This window comes from Devosia sp. 63-57 (genome assembly GCF_001899045.1).
In the GTDB taxonomy this organism is placed as follows: domain Bacteria; phylum Pseudomonadota; class Alphaproteobacteria; order Rhizobiales; family Devosiaceae; genus Devosia; species Devosia equisanguinis.
Genome location: NZ_MKUY01000003.1, coordinates 910,295 through 927,547, shown reverse-complemented (window position 1 = coordinate 927,547; position 17,253 = coordinate 910,295). Strand labels below are relative to the sequence as shown.

At 62.8% G+C, this 17,253-nt stretch carries 19 protein-coding genes; 11 read left to right on the top strand and 8 right to left on the bottom strand.

What is annotated here, in order from left to right; translation table 11 throughout:
* The first annotated feature begins 165 nt into the window (after window positions 1-165).
* The 4 genes from BGO80_RS04690 to BGO80_RS04675 are packed head-to-tail and all read left to right on the top strand — an operon-like array spanning window position 166 to window position 5,422.
* The gene (locus BGO80_RS04690) at window positions 166-1,176 is read left to right on the top strand and encodes an ABC transporter permease (protein WP_126151123.1); all 1,011 of its coding nucleotides are present in this window, start codon (window positions 166-168) and stop codon (window positions 1,174-1,176) included.
* Entirely contained in the window at window positions 1,173-2,360 is a 1,188-nt protein-coding gene (locus tag BGO80_RS04685; protein WP_286719438.1) for an ABC transporter permease, read from the top strand. The genes BGO80_RS04690 and BGO80_RS04685 overlap by 4 nt, the downstream gene beginning before the upstream one ends.
* 10 nt (window positions 2,361-2,370) lie before the next feature.
* Window positions 2,371-4,035 carry an ABC transporter ATP-binding protein gene (locus BGO80_RS04680; RefSeq protein ID WP_286719437.1) on the top strand — a complete coding sequence of 555 codons (1,665 nt, stop codon included), beginning with the start codon at window positions 2,371-2,373 and terminating at the stop codon, window positions 4,033-4,035.
* A 19-nt stretch (window positions 4,036-4,054) separates the two neighbouring features.
* Window positions 4,055-5,422, top strand: a complete 1,368-nt coding sequence (locus BGO80_RS04675) for an alpha-glucosidase/alpha-galactosidase (RefSeq protein WP_286719435.1) — start codon at window positions 4,055-4,057, stop codon at window positions 5,420-5,422.
* Between the two features lie 273 nt (window positions 5,423-5,695).
* Here the strand turns inward: BGO80_RS04675 and BGO80_RS04670 are convergent, their stop codons facing one another.
* Complete coding sequence (locus BGO80_RS04670; protein WP_286719620.1) at window positions 5,696-6,232, bottom strand: AAA family ATPase; 537 nt, start codon at window positions 6,230-6,232, stop codon at window positions 5,696-5,698.
* 154 nt (window positions 6,233-6,386) lie between these two features.
* Between BGO80_RS04670 and BGO80_RS04665 the strand changes: the two genes are divergently transcribed.
* Window positions 6,387-7,028 carry a CPBP family intramembrane glutamic endopeptidase gene (locus tag BGO80_RS04665; RefSeq protein ID WP_286719433.1) on the top strand — a complete coding sequence of 214 codons (642 nt, stop codon included), beginning with the start codon at window positions 6,387-6,389 and terminating at the stop codon, window positions 7,026-7,028.
* 518 nt (window positions 7,029-7,546) lie between these two features.
* Here the strand turns inward: BGO80_RS04665 and pth are convergent.
* Entirely contained in the window at window positions 7,547-8,269 is a 723-nt protein-coding gene (gene pth / locus BGO80_RS04660; protein WP_286719431.1) for an aminoacyl-tRNA hydrolase, read from the bottom strand.
* Window positions 8,270-8,339: 70 nt separating this feature from the next.
* A complete protein-coding gene (locus BGO80_RS04655) occupies window positions 8,340-8,957 on the bottom strand; it encodes a 50S ribosomal protein L25/general stress protein Ctc (protein ID WP_126151115.1) in 618 nt (205 codons plus the stop codon).
* A 240-nt stretch (window positions 8,958-9,197) separates the two neighbouring features.
* Between BGO80_RS04655 and BGO80_RS04650 the strand changes: the two genes are divergently transcribed.
* Complete coding sequence (locus BGO80_RS04650; RefSeq protein WP_286719430.1) at window positions 9,198-9,635, top strand: hypothetical protein; 438 nt, start codon at window positions 9,198-9,200, stop codon at window positions 9,633-9,635.
* Here BGO80_RS04650 and BGO80_RS04645 read toward each other — a convergent pair.
* The 5 genes from BGO80_RS04645 to lgt all read right to left on the bottom strand — a co-directional run bounded on the left by BGO80_RS04645 (window position 9,621) and on the right by lgt (window position 13,892).
* Window positions 9,621-10,139 carry a GNAT family N-acetyltransferase gene (locus BGO80_RS04645; RefSeq protein WP_286719429.1) on the bottom strand — a complete coding sequence of 173 codons (519 nt, stop codon included), beginning with the start codon at window positions 10,137-10,139 and terminating at the stop codon, window positions 9,621-9,623. The genes BGO80_RS04650 and BGO80_RS04645 overlap by 15 nt on opposite strands.
* Window positions 10,139-11,071 (bottom strand): ribose-phosphate pyrophosphokinase, encoded by a 933-nt coding sequence (locus BGO80_RS04640; RefSeq protein WP_126151112.1) that lies wholly within the window; start codon window positions 11,069-11,071, stop codon window positions 10,139-10,141. Before BGO80_RS04640 ends, BGO80_RS04645 begins: the two co-directional genes overlap by 1 nt.
* A 114-nt stretch (window positions 11,072-11,185) precedes the next feature.
* Complete coding sequence (gene pgeF, locus BGO80_RS04635) at window positions 11,186-11,941, bottom strand: peptidoglycan editing factor PgeF (protein WP_286719427.1); 756 nt, start codon at window positions 11,939-11,941, stop codon at window positions 11,186-11,188.
* The gene (locus BGO80_RS04630; RefSeq protein ID WP_286719426.1) at window positions 11,938-13,017 is read right to left on the bottom strand and encodes a class I SAM-dependent methyltransferase; all 1,080 of its coding nucleotides are present in this window, start codon (window positions 13,015-13,017) and stop codon (window positions 11,938-11,940) included. Before BGO80_RS04630 ends, pgeF begins: the two co-directional genes overlap by 4 nt.
* Before the next feature lie 50 nt (window positions 13,018-13,067).
* Complete coding sequence (lgt, locus tag BGO80_RS04625; protein WP_286719424.1) at window positions 13,068-13,892, bottom strand: prolipoprotein diacylglyceryl transferase; 825 nt, start codon at window positions 13,890-13,892, stop codon at window positions 13,068-13,070.
* 125 nt (window positions 13,893-14,017) lie between these two features.
* On the opposite strand from lgt, the gene BGO80_RS04620 reads away from it, so the two are divergent.
* From BGO80_RS04620 to BGO80_RS04600, 5 genes are all read left to right on the top strand, one after another.
* The gene (locus BGO80_RS04620; RefSeq protein ID WP_126151110.1) at window positions 14,018-14,272 is read left to right on the top strand and encodes an accessory factor UbiK family protein; all 255 of its coding nucleotides are present in this window, start codon (window positions 14,018-14,020) and stop codon (window positions 14,270-14,272) included.
* Between the two features lie 3 nt (window positions 14,273-14,275).
* Window positions 14,276-14,998: a metallophosphoesterase family protein gene (locus tag BGO80_RS04615; RefSeq protein ID WP_286719422.1), complete on the top strand. Its 723-nt coding sequence runs from the start codon at window positions 14,276-14,278 to the stop codon at window positions 14,996-14,998.
* A gap of 317 nt (window positions 14,999-15,315) precedes the next feature.
* The gene (locus BGO80_RS04610) at window positions 15,316-15,816 is read left to right on the top strand and encodes a type III secretion system chaperone family protein (protein WP_126151108.1); all 501 of its coding nucleotides are present in this window, start codon (window positions 15,316-15,318) and stop codon (window positions 15,814-15,816) included.
* Complete coding sequence (gene proC, locus BGO80_RS04605; RefSeq protein WP_286719419.1) at window positions 15,816-16,637, top strand: pyrroline-5-carboxylate reductase; 822 nt, start codon at window positions 15,816-15,818, stop codon at window positions 16,635-16,637. The genes BGO80_RS04610 and proC overlap by 1 nt, the downstream gene beginning before the upstream one ends.
* 119 nt (window positions 16,638-16,756) lie before the next feature.
* Window positions 16,757-17,194 carry a hypothetical protein gene (locus BGO80_RS04600; protein WP_286719418.1) on the top strand — a complete coding sequence of 146 codons (438 nt, stop codon included), beginning with the start codon at window positions 16,757-16,759 and terminating at the stop codon, window positions 17,192-17,194.
* Window positions 17,195-17,253 lie beyond the last annotated feature (59 nt).

Genomic DNA, 17,253 nt, shown 5'->3' with positions numbered 1-17,253 from the left:
ATACGCATCGAGAGTGCAGAGGCCGCTGAACTCACTCGATAGTCACCCCGGCGGAGGCCGGGGACCATCCTGACATTTGGAGATGGATCCCGGCTCAAGTCCGGGATGACAACCGGTGGGGCACTGACAAGGGGTAAGGGACTTACCTCGATATAAGGGGCGCAAATGCTTCGATTTCTGACCTTCCGCATTCTTGGCGCCATACCGCTGCTGTTCCTGCTCAGCATCGTGACCTTCGCCATCATCCAGGCGCCTCCGGGCGACTATGCGGACTATATCCGGTCCATGCTGATCAACCAGGGCGGCGTGCGGCCCGACCTGGCCGAGATCCAGGCCGAAGCCTATCGCCAGGCCAATGGCCTAAACGACCCGCTGATCATCCAGTATTTCCGCTGGATCACCGGCATCGTCACCCGCTTCGATTTCGGCCATTCGCTCTATTACAACAAGCCGGTTGGCAATGTGATCGCCGAGCGCCTGCCGCCGACCATTCTCCTGGCGCTGGTCTGCCATATCCTGGCCTCGCTGCTCGGCATCGGCCTCGGCATCATCGCCGCCACCCGCCAATATAGCTGGGTCGATACGCTGCTTGGCATCATCTCCTTTCTGGGCATGACCATCCCGCGGTTCCTCTTCGCCATCATCATCATGTATGTGCTGGTGTTCCGCATCGGTGTGAACGAAATCGGAAGTTTCAACTCCGCATATTGGGGCGGTCAGCCCTGGGGCTGGGGGCGGTTCGTCGATCTGGTGGCCCATGTGTGGCCAGTCGTCTTCATCGCCACCTTCGGTGGGCTCGCCTATAATATGCGCGTCATGCGCGCCAATCTTCTCGATGTGCTCAATAGCCAATATGTCGAGACGGCGCGCGCCAAGGGCCTGCCGGAAGGCGCCGTCATCATGCGCCATGCCGTGCCCAATGCGCTCCATCCCCTGGTGGCCTATCAGGGCGTTGTTCTGCCCTACATGCTCACCGGCGAAATCGAAGTGGCCATCGTCTTCGGCCTTGCCACTGTCGGTCCCGCCATTGTCGGCTCCATGGCGGTGGGCGACGTTTTCGTCACCGCCAGCTTCATGCTGGTGCTCGCCACCACGCTCATCATCGGCAACATCATCGCCGACCTGCTGCTGGTCGCCCTCGATCCGCGTATTCGTCTCGGAGGAGGCACGGAATGAGCCGCACCGACACCCATTCGTCCATTCCCCTGCCCACCGACGTCGCGGGTGGCCCCCAGCCGACGCCGGCCGAAGAGTCCGATGTGGCGCCTGTCGTCGGCCGTCACGGCTCGGGCAACGAGACCTATGCCACGCTGGTCTGGCGCCGCTTCCGCCGCTCGCCCATGGGCATGATCGGCCTGGTGCTGGTCGCAGCGCTGCTCATCATGTCGATCTTCGCTGATTTCTTCGCGCCGATGGACCCCAAGCAGACCAATCTGCCCTTCGCCCCGCCGGATCTGATTGCCTTCGAGGACGCGGCCGGCAATTTCAGCCTGCTCCCCCATATCTATCCCATCGGCGATACCGGCGAGTTCGATCCGATCACCTTCCAGCCCCTGACCGGGCCGGTAAAGGACGATCCCACCCCGGTCGGCTTCTTCGTCGAGGGCTATAGCTACAACATCCTCTGGGTGATCCCCTCGAACATCCATTTCTTCGGCTCGACCGATGGCCGGCCGCTGCAGCTTCTGGGCACCGACAAATTCGGGCGCGACATTCTCTCGCGCGGGATCATCGGCTCGCGCATATCGTTGATGATCGCCTTGGCGGTGGTCACCATCACCACCATTGTCGGTACGCTGGTCGGCATTACCTCCGGCTATATTGGTGGGCGGCTCGATGCCTGGGTGCAGCGCTTCGTCGAATTCGTCCTCGCCTTCCCGCAATTGCCGCTCTATCTGGCGCTGACCTCGCTGATCCCGGTCACTGCCCCGTCCAATGTGTTCCTCACCTTCGTCATCTTCGTCATGGCGGTTCTGGGTTGGGCGCAACTGAGCCGCGAAGTGCGTTCCAAGACCCTGTCGCTGGCGCGCATCGAATATGTACGCGCGGCCATTGCCGTCGGCGCGTCCGACCGGCGCATCATCCTGCGCCATATCCTGCCCAATGTGCTCAGCCACATCATCGTCTCGATCACCCTCGCCATCCCGGCCGTGGTGCTGCTCGAGAGCTTTCTCGGCTTCCTCGGCTTTGCGGTGAAACCGCCACTGATTTCCTGGGGCCTGATGCTGCAGGACACCGGCACCTTCTCGGTGATCGGTTCCTATCCCTGGATCCTCACCCCTGTGATTTTCGTCCTGATCACCGTCTTCGCCTTCAACGCCCTGGGCGATGGACTGCGGGACGCGGTGGACCCCTATTAAGGAGCGCGCGATGAGCACCACCAATCTGGCGCCCGCCGAACGGCACGATCTGGGTACTCATGGGCGCGAGCTGATCCTCGATGCCCGCAATATCGGAGTCGACTTCAAGGTGGAGGGCGGGACGGTGCACGCCGTGCGCGACGTGTCCTTCCAATTGCACAAGGGCGAGACCATTGCCCTGGTCGGGGAAAGCGGCTCGGGCAAGTCGGTGACCGCCCGCACCATCATGAAGCTCCTCACCAAACGCGCCACCATCCTGCCGGAGACACGCATCACCCTGGCGGGCCGGGATGTCGTCACCATGAGCGATCGCGACATGCGCAAGATGCGCGGCAATGACATTGCCATGATCTTCCAGGAGCCGATGAGCTCGCTCAATCCGGTCTATACGATCGGCCAGCAGATCTGCGAAATCATCCACCTGCATAACCGCGTGTCGCGGCAGGAGGCGATGAACCGGGCCGAAAAACTGCTCGAGGAAGTGCAGATCCCCGAGCCGCGCGCCCGTCTCAACAATTATCCGCACCAGCTTTCGGGCGGCCAGCGCCAGCGCGTCATGATCGCCATGGCCCTGGCCAATCGCCCCGACGTGCTGATCGCCGACGAGCCGACCACGGCGCTCGACGTCACCGTGCAGGCGCAGATCCTCAACCTGATCAAGGACCTCAAGGACAAGTACGGCATGGCGGTGATCCTCATCACCCATGACCTGACCATCGTCCGGCAGTTCTCCGAATATGTCTATGTGATGCAGAACGGGCGGGTGCAGGAGCATAACGAGACAGCGGCCCTGTTTGCCAATCCGCAGCATGCCTATACGCGTCATCTGCTCGCCTCCGAGCCGCGCGGCACGGCGCTGCCACTGGCCGAGGGCGTCCATGACACCGTGCTCGAGGGCAAGGAGGTGAAGGTCGCCTTCACGCTCAAGCGCGGCAGCTTCCTCAAACCCGATTTCTTCGAGCTCAAGGCCGTCGATAATCTCGACATAAAGCTCATGCGCAATGAAACGCTGGGGATCGTTGGCGAGAGCGGCTCGGGCAAGACCACGTTCGGGCAGGCGCTGATCCGGCTGATCAACAATCAGGGTGGCCAGATCTGGTTTGATGGCGAACGCATCGATGGCAAGGACCGCAAGGCCATGCGCCCGCTGCGCAGCCGCATGCAGATCGTCTTCCAGGACCCCTTCGCGTCGCTCAATCCGCGCATGTCGATCCGTCAGATCATCGAAGAGGGGCTGATCGTCAACGGCATCGGTGCCAATGGGCGTGAACGCGGCGAGCGCGTGCAGCAGGCGCTGAAGGATGCGGGCATGCCCGACAATATCCTGGCGCGCTTTCCGCACGAATTCTCCGGCGGGCAGCGGCAGCGCATCGCCATCGCCAGGGCGATCGCGCTCGAGCCGGAATTCATCCTGCTCGACGAGCCGACCTCGGCGCTCGACCTGTCCGTCCAGGCCCAGATCATCGACCTCTTGCGCAAGCTGCAGGACGAGAAGGGTCTCTCCTACCTCTTCATTTCGCACGATCTCAAAGTCGTGCGGGCCCTCTGTCACCGGGTGATGGTGATGCAACACGGCAAGATCGTGGAGCAGGGGCCAGTGAACGAAGTCCTGATTAACCCCCAAACCGATTACACGCGTCGCCTTGTGCGCGCCGCGTTCGAAATTGCCGCCTAACTCCCGGAGCATTCCCCAAATGGCAAATCCCAAAATCACTTTCATCGGCGCCGGCTCGTCGGTGTTCATGAAGAACATTGTCGGCGACATCCTGCAGCGCCCCGCGCTTGCCGGCGCCGAAATCCGGCTCATGGACATCAATCCGACCCGGCTCGAGGAAAGCGCGGTCATTGCCGGCAAGCTGGTCAACACGCTGGGCGTGCCGGCGACCGTCAAGACCTTTGACAATCAGCGGCAGGCGCTGGATGGCACCAATTTCGTCGTCGTCTGCTTCCAGATCGGCGGCTACGAGCCCTCGACTGTCGTCGATTTCGACGTGCCCAAGAAATACAATCTGCGCCAGACCATTGCCGATACGCTGGGTGTCGGCGGCATCATGCGCGGCCTGCGCACTGTGCCGCATCTGTGGAGCATCTGCGAGGATATGCTCGAGGTGGCGCCCAATGCGATCATGCTGCAATATGTCAACCCGATGGCCATCAACACCTGGGCCATTTCGGAAAAGTACCCGACCATCAAGCAGGTTGGCCTCTGCCATTCGGTGCAGGGCACGGCGCATGAACTGGCGCACGATCTCGGCATTCCCTACGAGGAAATCCGCTATCGCTCGGCCGGCATCAACCACATGGCCTTCTACCTCAATTTCGAGCATCGCCAGCCCGATGGCAGCTACAAGAACCTCTATCCGGACCTGCATCGCGCCTATGCCGAAGGCCGCGCGCCCAAGCCGGGCTGGAACCCGCGCTGCCCCAACAAGGTGCGCTACGAGATGATGACGCGGCTGGGCTATTTCGTCACCGAAAGCTCCGAGCACTTCGCCGAATACACGCCCTATTTCATCAAGGAGGGCCGCGAAGACATCATCGAGAAATTCGGCATTCCGCTGGACGAATATCCCAAGCGCTGCGTCGAGCAGATCGCCAGCTGGAAGCGCACCAGCGAGGAATATCGCAATGCCAACCGCATCGAGGTGAAGGCCTCAAAGGAATATGCCAGCTCCATCGTCAATTCGGTGTGGACCGGCGAACCCTCGGTGATCTACGGCAATCTGCGCAATAATGGCGTCATCACCTCGCTGCCCAATGCGGCCGCCGTCGAAGTGCCGTGCCTCGTCGACGACAATGGCCTGCAACCCACCTATATCGGCGAGCTGCCGCCCCAGCTCACGGCGCTGATCCGCACCAATATCAATGTGCAGGAACTCACCGTCCGCGCGCTGATCGAGGAAAATCGCGAGCACATCTACCACGCTGCGATGATGGACCCGCATACGGCGGCCGAGCTCGATCTCGACCAGATCTGGAACCTCGTCGATGACCTCATCGCCGCCCACGGCACCTGGCTCCCCGAATGGGCCCGCGGCCCCCGCAAAGCGCAGGTGGCGTAGGCCATAATCCGGCCCCTTGGCCCTCGTCCTCCCTCCCCACAAGGGGAGGGAGGTGTTCACTTTGGGCGCATTGGGAGGCGCTTCGGCTTCGGCTCCTGCTCTCCCTCCCCCTTCTACAGGGGGAGGTTAGGTGGGGGTGCTGCAGGTTCAGCAAACTCCCATCAATGAACGAAGTCCTGGATGGATCAGCGCCTGCCCCCTCATTCCCAGGCCCACAAGGGGGAGGGAGGCGAAAGAGCAGTTAAGGCGGTTCTCAACACGCCCCCGCCGCCTCTATTCCGCAACCCCGAACCGGCCCGACTGCAGCGCATCCACGACCGACTTCAACGCTCCATCTCGATCCTGCCCGGAAACCGAGAGGACATGCGCCTCGAATGGCCCCAGCGCCATGAATTCGGCATGCAGGTCTGCGACCACATTCGGGTCGCTCAGGCTATCACCGCCCCGCAGAACGCACCGATCGATCGCCTCGGCGGCAGTCGTGCGCAACACGATATAGTGCAGCGGCAGGCCCAATGCCTGAAAGGCCGGCAGCCAGCTCGGCCGCACCACGCCATCGAGCACCACGAAATAGCCGTGGCGGGCATAATGGCCAGCGACGTCAGCTGCGATCTGCATGATCATGCGGTTCTGCTCATGCGCCTCTTCGAGCCAGGGGTCGATATGGCCATGCTTGATATAGCCCCAGAAATCATCGGAATGCAGATGCACCTTGGGCCCGCCGGGCAGGTGCGCCAGCGCCTCGGCCGTCGTGGTTTTTCCGGAGCCAGGATGGCCCGACAGCAGTAGAATGTGGCCTCGAAAACTGATCATCATGGTCCTCCCGCTGCGGCACTTACCAATGCCGACCCAATTTGTCACGGCGGCGATCCGTTGCGCGACCTCGGCCCGATGCCACGGCAGCGACACCAAGAATATGCGCTGGGCTATTGCCACCCGATGCGATCTATCGGACACTCGTCCGGTGATAAAGAGATCGGCTATCATCCTGCTCGGATTGGTGATTTGCTATTTCCCGAGCTACGTCAACCCGCTGCTTCGCTGGTGGGGTCTTGATGTCGGGCCCGAGGGGCCGGCATCCATCATCCTGTGGAATTGGCTGGCTGTTCTCGCCGTCGTCGCGTTCATTATCCTTGTCGAAAGACGGACGCTGGCGTCGATCCTGATCAGGCGTCCGGATGGCAAGGACATCGAGACCGCCCTTTTCTATTGGGGCATCGCGATGGCCTGGTCGTGGCTCGCCATGACCCTTTTGCCGCCAGCAGACGATCCTGGCACGGCGAGCCTCGTGGCCCTGCCGATCCCGGTTCTTGTTGCCATGATCGTCACGGCGGCCATCACCGAAGAAGTTCTCTATCGCGGCTATCCGATCGAGCGGATCAACGAATTGACAGCCTCGCGCTGGATCGGGCCGGCGGTCAGCTTTGCCATCTTTGTTGCCCCGCACCTGGCCTTTTTCGGCCCCACCTGGTTTCTCTATCACGGTGGCGGCACCGTCATGATCTATGCGCTCTATCTGCGGCGGCGCAATCTGCCAGCCTGCATGCTGCTGCACCTCCTGGTCAATCTGCCGATCCTCATTCCGGCATCGGGTCTTTTTGGCTAGACCATTTCAAACAGAGGTGGACCCAAAGCGCTTTTGCCTCCCTCCCTCTCAAGGGGAGGGGGCGATGGAGCCGCGTCAACCAGACCGTGAAACGCTCTAGCAGGCCGAGGTCTTTCGCGGCGCGCCTTCCGCTGGTGGCAAGGCGATGTATTCTTCGCTCGCCAAGGTGCTCGGACCCTGCACAACAACAAACTTATCCCCGCCCGAAAACCCTGCGGCATAATCCGCTCATTCCCGTTACACACGCGGCCCCGACGCAGGGCCGGGCGGGAAGGATCGGACGGGGAGGGCGCTCCCCTGCCGGGGTAGAAATTTGGCAGCCGGACCTGCAACATTGGTTCCGCCTGAGACCAGACCCCTTAAGCAAGCCGATACCGTGACGAACGGCCAGTGGCTCATGTCTTTGAACGTTCGACTTTCTGGGCCACTGGCCGTCCGTTACCGTGCAACCGCTCGGCCACGAGGCCAAGCGGGTATTTGGCATGCCCGGAATCTAGCCGCGAACCCGTAGAAGCGCGCTACTCGCCCTTGCCGAAGAGCTTGTTGAGCATGTCGGCCATGGGGCCGCTCTTGGGCATCTCAGCCTGCGGCTTGGCGGGGCGCGCCTGTCGGATATGGCTCTGGGCGGGCTTGGCGGCCGAAGCCTTGGAGGCCGCAGCCGGTTTTTCCTCCTCGCCACCCTGCACGGCCAGCGCCAGCTTGTTCATGAAGCCGTTGTCGTCGCCCTTGAGCAGCAGGGGCGCCTGGCGGGCGATCTCGTCGAGCAGCGGATCGAGCCAGGCCTTGTCTGACTTGGCGAAGTCGCCCAGCACATGCGGGGTGACGAATTCCTTGCCGGGATGGCCGATGCCGAGGCGGACGCGCTTATAGTCGAGCCCGATCTGCGGATCGATGGACCTCAGGCCATTATGGCCGCCATTGCCGCCGCCGATCTTGACCCGCACCTTGCCGGGCGCCAGGTCGAGTTCGTCGTAGAAGACGATGACCTCGCCAACCGGGATTTTGAAAAAGCGCGTCACCTGCTGCACGCTGTCGCCGGACTTGTTCATGAAGGTCTGCGGCTTGAGCAGCAGCACGCGCTCATTGCCGATATTGCCCTCGGCGATCAGGCCCGCATGCTTGGATTTCCAGCCGGAAATGCCATGGGCCGAGGCGATGGCGTCGATAGCCATGAAGCCGATATTGTGGCGATTGCCGGCATATTGGTTGCCGGGATTGCCGAGGCCGACGAGCAGTTTCATGGGTCCAAGCCTTACAAATGACTGAGGCGGCCGTGGGGCCGCCTCAAACAGGTTTGCCAATCCGGAAGACTTACTCTTCGGAAGCGGCTTCTTCTTCGCCTTCGTCACCGGCCGACTTGAGCGCCGACGGAGCAACGACGGTCGCGATGGTGAAGTCGCGGTCGGTGATCGTCGGGGTCACGCCCTTGGGCAGGGTCACGGCCGAGATGTGGATCGAGTCGCCGATTTCATAGCCGGAGAGATCAACGGTGATCTCGTCGGGAATGGCGTTGGCGGGAGCCAGCACTTCGACTGTGTGACGCACGACGTTGAGGGTGCCGCCACGCTTGAGGCCGGGGCTCTTCTCGTCGTTGACGAAGTTCACATGCACTTCCACGGTCAGCTTGGCATTGCCAGAGACGCGCAGGAAGTCGATGTGCATCGGCTGGTCCTTGACCACGTCGAGCTGGTAATCGCGCGGGATCACCTTGTGGATGGTGCCATCGACGTCCAGGTTCAGGACGTGCGACTTGAAGCCGCCGGCATAGATCGCCTTGTGGGCGTCCTTGTAAGCGACGGACACGGTGACGGGGGGCTTCTTGTCACCATAAATAACAGCGGGAACGAGTCCCTGACGACGAGCTTCGCGAGCGGCCCCCTTGCCCACTCCGTTGCGCGCCTGTGCCTTGAGCACCTTGGTCTCAGCCATGGAAAACATCCATTGGGTTGGTGTATGCGTCATCACAACGACATACGCGCCCGTCCTCCAGGGGTGACGAGCGCTTCATGGGGCTGGGCTATAGAGGATTTGTCCTGGCTGGGCAAGGAAGTTGAGCACTCCTCAGCCACGCAAAACCGGGGGATTTCGCGTCGCGAGGCATGGTCGGTCACATTTTCGTCAGAAGGCGCGCTGCTGATGCGCACTTCATTGATCGATTTAGGACTAAAAATGAAATCCAGTGCCGCTTTTGCCGTCGCTCTTGCAACTCTTGCGCTGTTTCCAATCCCCGCCCATGCCGCCCCGAAATTCTCCTTCGGCACCGATGGCGGCGAATATGCCAATGACGGCGAATGCGACGACCCGCGCTTCGAGGGCAAGGGCATGACGCGCACCTTCCTGTTGAGCGACGACATTCTCAACGACGCCACCGACTGCCGCGCCGCCTATGAGGCCGGCACGATCAGGTTGCGCGGCATCGACGACAATGGCGTCCCCGATTTCGGCGACGACAAGGGCGAATATGCGAACGACGGAGAGTGCGACGACATGCGCTTCACCGGCGAAGGCATGACCGCCACGCCGCTGCTCGAGGAAGACATCATGCATGATGCCACCGATTGCGGCACCGCCTATGCGGCCGGCAAGCTGCAGTTAATCCTCAAGTAAGCCTGGTCGCGTCGTATAAAACAGCAGCCGGCGGCTGCCGTCGGCTTTGGTATAGCTGCGGCAGCCCTGGTGCAATCTCGTGGCACTGCGAATCGAGGCCATATTCTCCGGCGCCACGATCGAGACGATGTCCGGGGCGTCGGTATTGTCCCAGCCCCAGGCGAGCACGGCGCGCCCCGCCTCGATGGCATAGCCGTGGCCGCGATGGTTCTGGGTGACGTGATAGCCGAGTTCAAGTTGGCGTCCGCGGTCAGTGTTCTGCCAGGTGAGGCCGCAATCGCCGACAAACGCGCCGGACTTGTCGCAGATCGCCCAAAGGCCGAAGCCATATTCGCGATAATTGTCGAGGTTCCAGTCGATCCAGCGCAGGGCGGCCGCTTGGTCCTGATAGGTTGGATAAAACTGCGCCGCATAATCGTCGGCAAACAGCGCCCTAACGTCCGCCTGGTCGCTGGTCTGGAACCGGCGGAAGACCAGGCGATCTGCCTCGGGCAGGGGAGTCATCAGTCAAACAGGCTCGACACACTCTGTTCGCTGGCGGTGCGGGCAATGGCCTCGCCGATCAGCGGAGCGATGTTCATGCGCCGGATATTGGCGGCGAGCTTGGTCGCTTCGGTGTCGACGATGGAATCGGTCACCACCAGTTCCTTGAGCTTGGAGCCGGCGATACGCTCGGAGGCGGCGCCCGACAGCACGCCATGGGTGATATAGGCCGATACTTCCTTGGCGCCGGCCTTGAGCAGGGCCTCAGCCGCATTGACCAGGGTGCCGCCGCTATCGACGATATCGTCGATGAGAATGCAGGCCTGTCCGGACACGTCACCGATGATGTTCATCACCTCGGAGACGCCGGCGCGCGGACGGCGCTTGTCGACAATGGCGAGATCGGTGCCGAGGCGCTGGGCAACGGCACGGGCACGCGCCACGCCGCCGACATCGGGCGAGACGATCATGGTGTTCTCGAGCTTGTAATTGTCGAGAATGTCCCGGGTGATGATCGGCGCGGCATAGAGATTGTCGGTCGGAATATCGAAAAAGCCCTGGATCTGGGCGGCATGCAGATCGAGCGTGATGACGCGATTGACGCCGGCTTCCACGATCAGATTGGCCACCAGCTTGGCCGAAATCGGGGTGCGGCCGGTGGCGCGACGATCCTGGCGGGCATAGCCGAAATAGGGCAGCACCGCGGTGATCCGGCGCGCCGAGGAGCGGCGCAGCGCATCGACGATGATGAGCAATTCCATCAGGTTGTCGTTGGCCGGATAGCTCGTCGACTGCAGGATGAAGACGTCCTCGCCACGCACATTCTCGTGGATCTCGACATAGACCTCGTTGTCGGCGAAGCGTTTCACCGTGCAATCGGTCAGGGGGAGTTCGAGATAGCTGGCGACAGCCTGAGCCAGCGGGCGGTTGGAGTTGCCGGTCACCAGCTTCATGGACGCGATCCTGTCTCAACGGGTCCTGGGGGAGGACCATCCAGTTTCGCGGGCAGCTTTAGCTTGTCGCTGCCTGCCTGACAACGCAACAAATGGATGACAGAAGAAAATGGGTTACCGGGTTGCAACCAGGGCAATCTGCCGCCCGGTGCCCGTTCCGCGATGGGTGGCGAAGCGATGCGAGAAATAGCGCTCCGGCTGGCCATAGGTGCAGCCACCCACGCGCTCGACCGTCGCGATTCCGGCGGCGCGCAACTGCTCCTCGACCAGCCCTGGCAGGTCGAAATGCGGCTTGCCGCCCGGCGGCGTCACAAAATAGCGGTCGGCATCGGGGTGAAGGGCCAGCACATCGGCGCGGAATTGCTCGCCCACTTCGTAATTGGGCTGGGTAATGGTGGGCCCAATCGCGGCGGTGATCCGCGATGGCTCGGCCCCCAGCGTCACCATGGCTTTTACGGTCGCCGCTGCAATGCCGTCCACCGCGCCCCGCCAGCCGGCATGGGCCGCCCCGACCACCCCGGCCTCGGCGTCGGCCAAGAGAATCGGCGTGCAGTCGGCGGTGAGAATGCCCAGCACCAGACCGGGCCGGTCGGTGACCATGGCGTCGGCCTCGATCGTGCCGGGCGCGATGGGGCCGGTAATGGTCTCGACCCGGGCCGAATGCACTTGCCGTAACAGGCAGAGGGCATCGGGCGCAAAGCCGAGTGCCGCCAGCGCCCCGGCGCGATTGGCCGCCACCGCTTCGGCATCGTCGCCCACGGCGGTCGACATATTATTGCCCGCGAAATCGCCCAGCGACGCCCCGCCTTCGCGGCCGAAAAAGCCATGCGGCACGGCAGCAAGTCCAGTGCTGGTGCTGAACCCAGTCACGCCACAAATCCCGGCGGCACCAGGCCCGGACTATGGGCGCAGAACACCTTGAAAAGCTCGCCCATCTGCTGGGCGCTGGTCAGCCGCTCCTCGGCCAGGCGCACATCGGCGGCGGCCTCGGGATTGGCCCGGGCCAGGGCGCTTGCCCGTTCGCCTATGCCAAGCCGGGTCAAAAATTCGCCTTGGGTGACCAGCGGCTGGGCCGCAAGCCCCGCCTGACGTGCGGCGCCGCCGAGCACGGCAAAATCGACATGGGCAGAGAGATCGACCGCGCCGGGATCGGACAGGACATCGGCGAAAGCGTGGTTGCGCACGCCCTGCAGCGTTTCGCCGGTCTGGCTGTGGGCATAGCCATAGTCGATGGCCAGCATGGCGCCACCCTGGCGGGCAATGGCGCGGGACAGGCGGGACATCACTTCGCCGCTGGCAAAATGCACCTCGAACACACTGTCCGGCGCTGCATCCGCCGCCGCAGGCGGCATGGACTCGGCTGGAATCGGCGTCGGCGACAGGCCGAAGACGCGCTGGCCATCGGCCAGGCCGATCTGGCGCTCATGCCAGCCGTCATCCTTGCGCACGAACTGTCGGATCGGCAGCGCATCGAAGAATTCATTGGCCACCACCATGAGCGGGGTATCGCCCAACTGGTCGAAGGACTCGATCCATTGCGCATCATACGCAGCCAGGCGCTGCTTCTGCTGAGCGATCAGCACCGGGCTGGTTTCGAACAACCGCAATTGCACCGCCTCGCGAAAGCCCGGCGCGCGACAGGCAACGCGCATGATATCGGCCATCAGCGTGCCGCGCCCCGGCCCCAGCTCCAGCAGGGTAAAGGGCTTTGGCTCGTCCATCTGTTGCCAGAGATTGACCAGGAAAAACCCGATCAACTCGCCGAACATCTGCGAAATCTCCGGCGCGGTGATGAAATCGCCATCGGCGCCGACGGCGTTCTGGGCACGATAATAGCCCTTGGTCGGATGCGTCAGGCAGAGGCCCATATAGGTTGCCACCGAAATGGGCCCCGTGGTGCGAATCTGCAGGTCGATCTGGTCGGAAAGCGAAAGGGTCGGGTTCACGTCAATAATTCCGATTTGTCGGGGCAGGAGGGGTGTTCAAATCCCGCCGTTCAAGGGCGCAGCTTGTTCTCCGGGCGGGTCAGCGCAAAGATCACCAGACCCAGCCCCGCGACAACCATGGGCAGGCTCAAGACCATGCCCATGGTCAGCCAACCGCCATAGAGATAGCCGATCTGGATATCGGGCAGGCGAACCAGTTCCACAAGAATGCGCGAGACCCCATAGCCGATGCCGAATATGCCGGCGACGAGGCCCGGCTTGCGCAGGGCGTAGAACACGTGTGTCGCCACGCGAATGATGAGGAACAGCAGCAGTCCCTCCATTGCCGCTTCATAGAGCTGGCTGGGATGGCGGGCGACCTGCAGCGGGTCGGTCGGGAACACCACGCCCCAGGGCAGGTCGGTGGGCGCGCCATAGAGCTCGGAATTGATGAAATTGGCGATGCGCACAAGGAAGATGCCGATAGTGGCCACGGCCCCCATCAGGTCGAGCGCCGAGAGCCAATTGCCACCCTTGGACCGGGTGAACAGGATCGCTGCCAGCATCAGCCCGATCATGCCGCCATGATAGGACATGCCGCCATCCAGAGTGTTGAACACCTGGATAGGGTCCTGGGCGTATTGCTGGAAGTCGTAGAACAGCACATAGCCGGTGCGGCCGCCGATCACGATGGCCAGCATGGCCCAGAAGGCGAAGTCCCAGATGTCATTGGCCTTGAAGGGCGGCGTGCCCCGATGCCACAGCCGCTCATTGCGCAGCAGCAGCCAGCCATAGGCGGCGCCCAGCAGCACGCCGAACAGATAGCCCAGCGCATACCAGCGGATATCCACGGGGCCGATGGAAAAGGCGATGGGGTGAATATTGGGGAAGGGCAAGGGCGGTCCTCTGTGCTGGCGCGGACCATTGCCGCTTCGCCTGGTCTGGTCAAGTCGGGATGGCTGGCCTACATATCAAGCATTGCTGAGCCCTGCGGGCCGCCTCTCAAGGAATTGGAACTGCCATGAACCAGAACAACAGGATTTTCGACGGGCTGGGCCGGGTGATGAACGAGGCCGCAGGCGTTGCCGATGGCGTTCGCCGCGAGGTCGAGACGGTGGTCAAGTCGCAGGCCCAGAGAATCATCAACGACATGGAATTGGTCAAGCGCGAGGAATTCGACGCCTTGCGTGAACTGGTCCAGGTGCAGGGCGAAGAAATCGATGCGCTGCGCAAGGAACTCGCCGCGCTGCGCGGTGGCGACAAGCCTGCGGTCTGATCCTTGCGGCTCGCCGTTCTTTCCGATGTCCATGGTAACAGCCCGGCACTCGATGCGGTGCTCGAGGATCTGGCGCGGCACAGTTTCGATGCCGTCCTGTGCCTCGGCGACCATGTCAGCGGCCCCATCGATCCGGCCGGCGCCGCCGAGCGGCTGATGGGGCTGGGCGCCCTCTGCATCCAGGGCAATCATGATCGCTGGGTGCTGGACGCACAGGGTGCACGCGCCGGCGCCGTCGATATTTTCGCCCGCAACCTGCTGACGCCGACGCAAATCGAGTGGCTGGCGGGGCAGGGCGCCGAGGCTCGTCTGGGCACCGACATCTATCTTTGCCACGGCGCGCCACAGGGCGACGAAATTCCCTGGCTCGACAATTTCTACAAGGGCCGCACCACCACTCTGCCGTCGGAAGCCGAAGTGACCAGCGCGGCCCTGGGCCTCACCGCCGACGTCATGCTTTGCGGCCACACCCATGTGCCCCGGACCGTCCGGCTCCGCGACGGAAGGCTGATCGTCAATCCCGGCTCGGTGGGCATGCAATTGGTGCGCGGCTCCCCCGATGCCCATTATGCCATCCTCGAACAGCGTCGCGCCGGGTGGCAGACGGCATTGGTGGCCATCCCCTATGATACCGAAGCTGCGGCACGCATGGCCGAAGCCAACGGCTTCCCGCAATGGGCCGAGGCCATCCGCTTCGGCTGGGCCGGCCCCGAGCATTTGTTTTAGGCCTCCCAGTCCCGGGGTGCTCGGGACGGCGCTGCCTGGCTGATGCAGCCTAACAATTGGTAAACGCCGCTAAATCGGCGCCGCTCTTGGACTTAACGGCCTGTTAAGACTTTGCGGCCCATCGTCATCCACAAGAGATTGCCCCCATCGCGTCCGCCCGCGTCCCCTGAATCAGGAACGCGGTGTAGATTTGTCCTCGTGGACGATTCGTAGACCCCGGAGGGGGGCGCGACCTGTTCCCCGCTTACACGCCAGTATCGCGCGGCGCATTCTTGCCGCAAGCAGATCAACAGCGCCTACGAGGACGGAATCCGCTTATGTCATTGATTGAATACGAGCCCGATCGGTCGTCCCATCCGGTGGACCTTGTCGAGCACATCGCATCGATCAACGACTGGACATTCGAGCGCCAGGATGCCGACGAAATCTCCATCTCGGTGCGCGGCGGCTGGAGCGATTACCATGTCTCCTTCAACTGGATGGAAGACCTCGAGTCGCTCCACATCGCCTGTGCCTTCGACCTCAAGGTGCCCGATGCCCGGCGTTCCGAAGTGAGACAGTTGATCAGCCTGATCAATGAACAGCTCTGGATCGGCCATTTCGACATCTGGAACAAGGAGGGCGTGGTGCTGTTCCGCAACTCGCATCTCTTGACCGGCGGCGCCGACGTTTCCCCGCAACAATGCGAGGCCCTGCTGCGTTCTGCCACCGATAGCTGCGACCTCTATTACCAGGCCTTCCAGTTCGTGGTGTGGGCCGGCAAGTCGGCGGCCGACGCGCTCAGCCATGTGATGTTCGAAACAGTGGGTGAAGCCTGATGTCTTCCTTGCGCAATCTCGGACCGGTCATGCTCGTCGGGGCCGGGAAAATGGGTCTGGCCATGGCCCGCGGCTGGCTGGATGCCGGCCTGCCGCCCAGCAGTCTGGTGCTGGTCGATCCGGCACCGAGCGACGATGCCAGGGTGCTGGCCGACGATTATGATCTCGTCATCAACAGTCAGGCCTCGGGCCTCGTTCCCAACGTCCTGGTGCTGGCAGTCAAGCCGCAGATCATCGGGCCAGTGATGGCAGGGCTGCTGCCGGTCGTGGGCCCGCAGACACTGGTGCTCTCCATCGCCGCCGGCATTTCCATCGCCCGGCTTTCCGAAGGGTTGGGCACCGGCCGCATCGTTCGCACCATGCCCAATACGCCCGCCCAGTTGGGCAAGGGCATTACCGGCGCCGTCGCCGGTCCAGAGGTTGGGCACGATGATCGCGGCAATGCCGATGCCTTGCTGGCTGCTGCCGGGCCGGTGGTCTGGTTCGACGCCGAGAGCGATCTCGATGCCGTCACGGCGGTCTCCGGTTCTGGCCCGGCCTATGTCTTCAATCTCGTCGAAGCCCTTGCCGCTGCCGGACAGGCACAGGGTCTCCCCGAGCATGTGGCGATGAAGCTGGCCCGTCAGACGGTCATTGGCGCTGCGGCTCTGCTCGAAGCCGATCCGGCGCCGGCTAGTGTCTTGCGCCAGAACGTGACCTCCCCGAATGGCACCACAGCTGCCGCTCTGGCCGTGCTGATGGCGCCCGACGGGCTGACGCCATTGATGGAAAAGGCGGTTGCCGCCGCCCGGCAGCGCAGCGAGGAGTTGGGTCGGGGCTGAGGGGCTTAGTTCATCACTTTATCCCGCGCCCCCAAACTCGAGCGGATGGCCCTGATCTGAGTGCTCAGCGCGCTATCGCCAGCTTTTCGGATCTCCTGCTCGGCGCTGTCCAGCTCGATATGGGCCGCCATCAGGTCGGTGCGATTGCCATCGCGGCGGAAGCGGCGCGCATAGGCGATCGCCAGATTGATCATGGTGGCGGCATCGGCGCTGGCGCCGGTTGTCGAGGTGATTTCGAGGGCCGCACGCAGGGTCTCGATCGCTGCCCCCAGATGGTCCTGCGTCGTGTCCGACTGGCGGATATCCTCGCGGATGAAGGCGGCACCGATTGCCGCATTGAGGTCTCCGAGACGATCATCGTCTCCGGTCAGCGTTGCCAGCGCCAGCGCCGAACGCAGCAGCGCGATGGCATCGGCATCTCGCCCCGCGGCGCTTTCCTGTCGCGCGGCCTGAAAGAGTTTTGCCGTTTCCAGCCGCAGTCTCTCCAGTTCTATAGAACGATGTGGAATTTTAGAGCCCCCTGGTATGCACTGGTGAACAGCCTGTTCGACCGGTGAAGGGTGGTCTCTATCCCGAGGGGGAAGGTATTGGGATTTTTACCCTAAGCGTGCAGCAA

Coding starts and splice junctions, on each gene's coding strand:
- BGO80_RS04690 (WP_126151123.1), top strand. CDS start 166: ATGCTTCGATTTCTGACCTTCCGCATTCTTGGCGCCATACCGCTGCTG.
- BGO80_RS04685 (WP_286719438.1), top strand. CDS start 1,173: ATGAGCCGCACCGACACCCATTCGTCCATTCCCCTGCCCACCGACGTC.
- BGO80_RS04680 (WP_286719437.1), top strand. CDS start 2,371: ATGAGCACCACCAATCTGGCGCCCGCCGAACGGCACGATCTGGGTACT.
- BGO80_RS04675 (WP_286719435.1), top strand. CDS start 4,055: ATGGCAAATCCCAAAATCACTTTCATCGGCGCCGGCTCGTCGGTGTTC.
- pth (WP_286719431.1), bottom strand. CDS start 8,269: ATGAAACTGCTCGTCGGCCTCGGCAATCCCGGCAACCAATATGCCGGC.
- BGO80_RS04655 (WP_126151115.1), bottom strand. CDS start 8,957: ATGGCTGAGACCAAGGTGCTCAAGGCACAGGCGCGCAACGGAGTGGGC.
- BGO80_RS04650 (WP_286719430.1), top strand. CDS start 9,198: ATGAAATCCAGTGCCGCTTTTGCCGTCGCTCTTGCAACTCTTGCGCTG.
- BGO80_RS04645 (WP_286719429.1), bottom strand. CDS start 10,139: ATGACTCCCCTGCCCGAGGCAGATCGCCTGGTCTTCCGCCGGTTCCAG.
- BGO80_RS04640 (WP_126151112.1), bottom strand. CDS start 11,071: ATGAAGCTGGTGACCGGCAACTCCAACCGCCCGCTGGCTCAGGCTGTC.
- BGO80_RS04620 (WP_126151110.1), top strand. CDS start 14,018: ATGAACCAGAACAACAGGATTTTCGACGGGCTGGGCCGGGTGATGAAC.
- BGO80_RS04610 (WP_126151108.1), top strand. CDS start 15,316: ATGTCATTGATTGAATACGAGCCCGATCGGTCGTCCCATCCGGTGGAC.
- proC (WP_286719419.1), top strand. CDS start 15,816: ATGTCTTCCTTGCGCAATCTCGGACCGGTCATGCTCGTCGGGGCCGGG.
- BGO80_RS04600 (WP_286719418.1), top strand. CDS start 16,757: ATGGGCCGCCATCAGGTCGGTGCGATTGCCATCGCGGCGGAAGCGGCG.